The 5,770-nt window shown below is 52.9% G+C and carries 2 tRNA genes and 3 rRNA genes; all 5 read right to left on the bottom strand.

Annotated features, from left to right (window positions below):
• Nucleotides 1–29 precede the first annotated feature (29 nt).
• The 5 genes from rrf to FN828_RS20035 all read right to left on the bottom strand — a co-directional run bounded on the left by rrf (nucleotide 30) and on the right by FN828_RS20035 (nucleotide 5,322).
• A 5S ribosomal RNA gene (gene rrf, locus FN828_RS20055) occupies nucleotides 30–144 on the bottom strand.
• Between the two features lie 84 nt (nucleotides 145–228).
• Nucleotides 229–3,094, bottom strand: a 23S ribosomal RNA gene (locus tag FN828_RS20050).
• A gap of 442 nt (nucleotides 3,095–3,536) precedes the next feature.
• Nucleotides 3,537–3,612 (bottom strand) — tRNA-Ala (locus FN828_RS20045).
• Between the two features lie 30 nt (nucleotides 3,613–3,642).
• Nucleotides 3,643–3,719, bottom strand: a tRNA-Ile gene (locus FN828_RS20040).
• 138 nt (nucleotides 3,720–3,857) lie between these two features.
• Nucleotides 3,858–5,322 (bottom strand): 16S ribosomal RNA (locus FN828_RS20035).
• The 16S, 23S and 5S rRNA genes sit together here with 2 tRNA genes alongside, the layout of an rRNA operon.
• Nucleotides 5,323–5,770 lie beyond the last annotated feature (448 nt).

Genomic DNA, 5,770 nt, shown 5'->3' with positions numbered 1-5,770 from the left:
CGTATATAGAGATTATTGGTTATTGCTAGGTTTGGCGGTTACCTACTCTCCCACATCTTGAGATGCAGTACCATTGGCGTAAGAGCACTTAACTTCCGAGTTCGGGAAGGGATCGGGTGTTTTGCTTCTGCTATGACCACCAAACCGAGGAATAACCAATTTAACGTGTCCAAGTTAGTATTTTTGTGCGTATGCTTTTGATTTGTTTCAGTTTTGTTTTTACTGGATCAAATCAAGCCTATCGGACGATTAGTACCGGTCAACTGAATGCATTGCTGCACTTACATCTCCGGCCTATTGACGTGGTGGTCTACCACGGTCCTCAGGGATACCTTGTTTTGAGGGGGGCTTCCCGCTTAGATGCCTTCAGCGGTTATCCTTTCCGTTCATAGCTACCCAGCACTACCGTTGGCACGATAACTGGTCCACCAGTGGAACGTTCACCCCGGTCCTCTCGTACTAGGGGCAACTCCTCTCAAGTATCCTACACCCACGGCAGATAGGGACCGAACTGTCTCACGACGTTCTAAACCCAGCTCACGTACCTCTTTAAACGGCGAACAGCCGTACCCTTGGGACCTGCTCCAGCCCCAGGATGAGATGAGCCGACATCGAGGTGCCAAACACTGCCGTCGATATGGACTCTTGGGCAGTATCAGCCTGTTATCCCCGGCGTACCTTTTATCCGTTGAGCGATGGCCCTCCCACTTGGGACCACCGGATCACTATGGCCGTCTTTCGACTCTGCTCGACTTGTCAGTCTTGCAGTCAGGCTGGCTTCTGCCATTGCACTCAACGAGCGATTTCCGACCGCTCTGAGCCAACCTTCGCGCGCCTCCGTTACTCTTTAGGAGGCGACCGCCCCAGTCAAACTACCCACCACGCAGGGTCCCGGACCCGGATAACGGGCCGCGGTTAGACATCAAGAGTGCGAAGGGTGGTATCTCAAGGGAGGCTCCACAGGGACTGGCGTCCCTGCTTCGAAGCCTACCACCTATCCTGCACATCACAATCCTGATGCCAGTGCGAAGCTATAGTAAAGGTGCACGGGGTCTTTCCGTCTAACCGCGGGAAGCCTGCATCTTGACAGGCAATTCAATTTCGCTGAGTCTACGTTGGAGACAGCGGGGAAGTCGTTACGCCATTCGTGCAGGTCGGAACTTACCCGACAAGGAATTTCGCTACCTTAGGACCGTCATAGTTACGGCCGCCGTTTACTTGGGCTTCAATTCGGAGCTCTCACCCCTCCTTTTAACCTTCAAGCACCGGGCAGGCGTCAGACCCTATACGTCGTCTTGCGACTTCGCAGAGCCCTGTGTTTTTAGTAAACAGTCGCCACCCCCTGGTTTGTGCCCCCAGTCAATACTTGCGTAGAAACCGGGCCTCCTTCTCGCGAACTTACGGAGGTATTTTGCCGAGTTCCTTCAACGTAGTTCTCTCAAGCGCCTTGGTATTCTCTACCAGTCCACCTGTGTCGGTTTAGGGTACGGTCTGGTGGAGGGCTATTTCCAGGAACCGATCAGCGGCCCACCCAATCCGATAAGGGTGAACAACAGTCTCGATCCGTCACATCCTCCTGGCCCAGGAATATTAACCTGGTTCCCATCGACTACGCCTTTCGGCCTCGCCTTAGGGGCCGGCTTACCCTGCTCAGATTAGCTTTAAGCAGGAACCCTTGGACTTTCGGCGACAGGGTCTCTCACCCTGTTTGTCGCTACTCATGTCATCATTCTCGCTAGTGATCTCTCCACCGGATGCCTTACAGCCCGGCTTCATCGAAAGCACTTTATCCTGCGCTACCGCTTCGCTACTTGAGCGCGTTTGCGCCCTGTACTCGATGCGATAGAAGAGGATAAGTGCTATGTCACACTACGCTCCGCTACCACATGCACTCAGTGCATATCCTCAGCTTCGGCTCATGGCTTGAGCCCCGTTACATCTTCGCCGCAGGACAACTTATTTAGACCAGTGAGCTGTTACGCTATCTTTAAAGGATGGCTGCTTCTAAGCCAACCTCCTGGTTGTTTTGGTCGTCCCACCTGCTTTCCCACTTAGCCATGAATTGGGGGCCTTAGCTGGAGGTCAGGGTTGTTTCCCTCTCCACGACGGACGTTAGCATCCGCCGTGTGTCTGCCATCTAGTACTCCCGGGTATTCGGAGTTTGGTTAGGATCAGTAAGCCTGTGGGGCCCCATTACCCATCCAGTGCTCTACCCCCCGGGGTATTCGGATGACGCTCTACCTAAATAGATTTCGCGGAGAACCAGCTATCTCCGAGTTTGATTGGCCTTTCACCCCTAGGCACAACTCATCCCGACCTTTTTCAACAGGTGTGGGTTCGGACCTCCAGTAAGTGTTACCTTACCTTCATCCTGGTCATGCCTAGATCACTCGGTTTCGGGTCTGATCCCACGAACTCAACGCCCTATTAAGACTCGCTTTCGCTACGCCTACACCTATCGGCTTAAGCTTGCTCGTAAGACCAAGTCGATGACCCATTATACAAAAGGTACGCCGTCAGCTCGCAAGGAGCCTCCGACTGATTGTAGGCGTTCGGTTTCAGGTACTGTTTCACTCCCCTCGTCGGGGTGCTTTTCACCTTTCCCTCACGGTACTGGTTCGCTATCGGTCAGTAAGGAGTACTTAGCCTTCGGAGGTGGTCCTCCGATCTTCAGACAGGATTTCACGTGTCCCGCCCTACTTAATACGTCCCATCGAGCTTCTCATACGGGGCTGTCACCCACTATGGCCATGCTTCCCAACATGTTCTGATCACTCTCAAGGCTCGGCTGGTCCCCGTTCGCTCGCCGCTACTAGGGGAGTCTCTATTGATGTCCTTTCCTCCGGGTACTTAGATGTTTCAGTTCCCCGGGTTTGCTCTTAAAACCCTATGTATTCAGGTTAAAAGTACCTGTTTTACCCAATTATCGAGAACCTTACGGCTAACAATAACTGAATATCAGGTGGGTTGCCCCATTCGGAGATCCTGGGATCAAAGCCTATTCTCGGCTCCCCCAAGCTTATCGCAGAGTATCACGTCCTTCATCGCCTCTTACTGCCAAGGCATCCACCAAACGCCCTTCTCGCGCTTGATTTGATCCAGAAAGAACAAAACTGTCGTTTTACGCTTCAGGGCTGGTTCGACCCAAAGCTTTCTTTCTGATCAAAAGCATACTTTCCCGCCTGATCTTCATGTCGGTGAAGATCAGACAATGATACGTTCTGTGAACGTATCTGGTTAGTGTACTTGACTTGGACAACACTGCCCGTTTCAGCCGGGATACGCAGAGGAAGGTCGAGGAAACAACCTTCAACGCGCCTTCTGCCCGAAGACAGAACCAACTGAGATCAACCGCTTACTTACGGCGATCAAACAGTGTCGTTAATTAATCTCTATATACGATGTCAATTTGCGTCCGATTGGACGGTTAAACACTCAGCTGTGCTTAACGATCCAATCATCGTCGCTCTTGTCTTTGGTATCTGAAGACCACTTGTTGAAGTGGTATGCCGATCCTTTGCTGCGCAAAGTACGGTTGGTGGAGCCTAGGAGGATCGAACTCCTGACCTCCTGAATGCAAATCAGGCGCTCTCCCAGCTGAGCTAAGGCCCCAAAAGATGTGGATACCCACACCAGAATTAGTGGTGGGTCGAGGAGGACTTGAACCTCCGACCTCACGCTTATCAGGCGTGCGCTCTAACCACCTGAGCTACCGACCCAAGTCCAGACCGGTAGGTCTGTGTCTTCCTGAAGAGATATGAGGACGGCCTGGTCCGTATATTTGACCGAATTGACTTTCGATCTTCTGCTAAGTGATCCACGAGATAAGCAAGCTTATCTGCCAGGATCATCCTTAGAAAGGAGGTGATCCAGCCGCAGGTTCCCCTACGGCTACCTTGTTACGACTTCATCCCAGTCGCTGAGCCTACCGTGGCCAGCTGCCCCCTCTTGCGAGGTTGGCGCACCGTCTTCGGGTAAACCCAACTCCCATGATGTGACGGGCGGTGTGTACAAGGCCCGGGAACGTATTCACCGCGTCATGCTGTTACGCGATTACTAGCGATTCCGACTTCATGCCGTCGAGTTGCAGACGACAATCCGAACTGAGACAGTTTTTTGGGATTAACCCATTGTCACTGCCATTGTAGCACGTGTGTAGCCCAACCCGTAAGGGCCATGAGGACTTGACGTCATCCACACCTTCCTCCCGCTTATCACGGGCAGTTCCCTTAGAGTGCCCAGCCGAACTGCTGGCAACTAAGGGTGTGGGTTGCGCTCGTTGCCGGACTTAACCGAACATCTCACGACACGAGCTGACGACAGCCATGCAGCACCTGTCACTCGGCCACCGAAGTGAAAGCTCCATCTCTGGAGTTGTCCGAGGATGTCAAGGGTTGGTAAGGTTCTGCGCGTTGCTTCGAATTAAACCACATGCTCCACCGCTTGTGCGGGCCCCCGTCAATTCCTTTGAGTTTTAATCTTGCGACCGTACTCCCCAGGCGGAATGCTTAATCCGTTAGGTGTGTCACCGAGCAGCATGCTACCCGACGACTGGCATTCATCGTTTACGGTGTGGACTACCAGGGTATCTAATCCTGTTTGCTCCCCACACTTTCGCACCTCAGCGTCAGTATCGAGCCAGTGAGCCGCCTTCGCCACTGGTGTTCCTCCGAATATCTACGAATTTCACCTCTACACTCGGAATTCCACTCACCTCTCTCGAACTCAAGACTACCAGTATCAAGGGCCGTTCCGGGGTTGAGCCCCGGGATTTCACCCCTGACTTAATAGTCCGCCTACGCGCGCTTTACGCCCAGTAATTCCGAACAACGCTAACCCCCTCCGTATTACCGCGGCTGCTGGCACGGAGTTAGCCGGGGTTTCTTTACCTGCTACAGTCATTATCTTCACAGGCGAAAGAGCTTTACGACCCTAAGGCCTTCATCACTCACGCGGCATGGCTGGATCAGGCTTGCGCCCATTGTCCAAGATTCCCCACTGCTGCCTCCCGTAGGAGTCTGGGCCGTGTCTCAGTCCCAGTGTTGCTGATCATCCTCTAAAACCAGCTATAGATCGTAGACTTGGTAGGCCATTACCCCACCAACTATCTAATCTAACGCGGGCCGATCCCTCACCGAAATTCTTTCCCCCGAAGGGCGTATACGGCATTAAACCCAGTTTCCCGGGACTATTCCGTAGTGAAGGGCACGTTCCCACGCGTTACTAACCCGTCCGCCACTAAGCCCGAAGGCTTCGTTCGACTTGCATGTGTTAGGCCTGCCGCCAGCGTTCGTTCTGAGCCAGGATCAAACTCTCAAGTTGAAAGCACTTTACAGTGCTGTCCTTGACGTTCGAACCTCTGCACATCGTCTCTTCTCAGGCTGAAAAGAGACAGTCATCTGTTTGATGCACATCGTTTCCAAAGAAACAAAGTACCACTCAAACAGTGAAGCTGTTAAATCCTATCATCGGCAAATGCCTAAGGACCCCGATATGCAGTCGATTGTTCATCGAATGAACCAAACCGCCCACATATCTCTTCAGATACCATCAATGTCAAAGAGCGCGGAACCCGTAAGTCCCAGAGACAAAAACCAGACCAGTGCGCCCTAACTTCCGGCGCGCCCGCCCGCTTCAATCCCTCAATTCTTTCGCCAAACTTCAAACCAAGGCAACCGCCTCGCCGTCCGTCCGACCCACCGTCAAGCGCCTCAGCGCCGCCGGTGAAGGGGGTTCTAAGCATAACTCCCACTACCCGCAAGCAGTTTTT

It is taken from the genome of Thalassovita litoralis (assembly GCF_900182725.1).
GTDB lineage: Bacteria > Pseudomonadota > Alphaproteobacteria > Rhodobacterales > Rhodobacteraceae > Thalassobius > Thalassobius litoralis.
The sequence above is the reverse complement of the archived record's forward strand: the minus strand, read 5'-3'. Positions and strand labels throughout refer to the sequence as shown.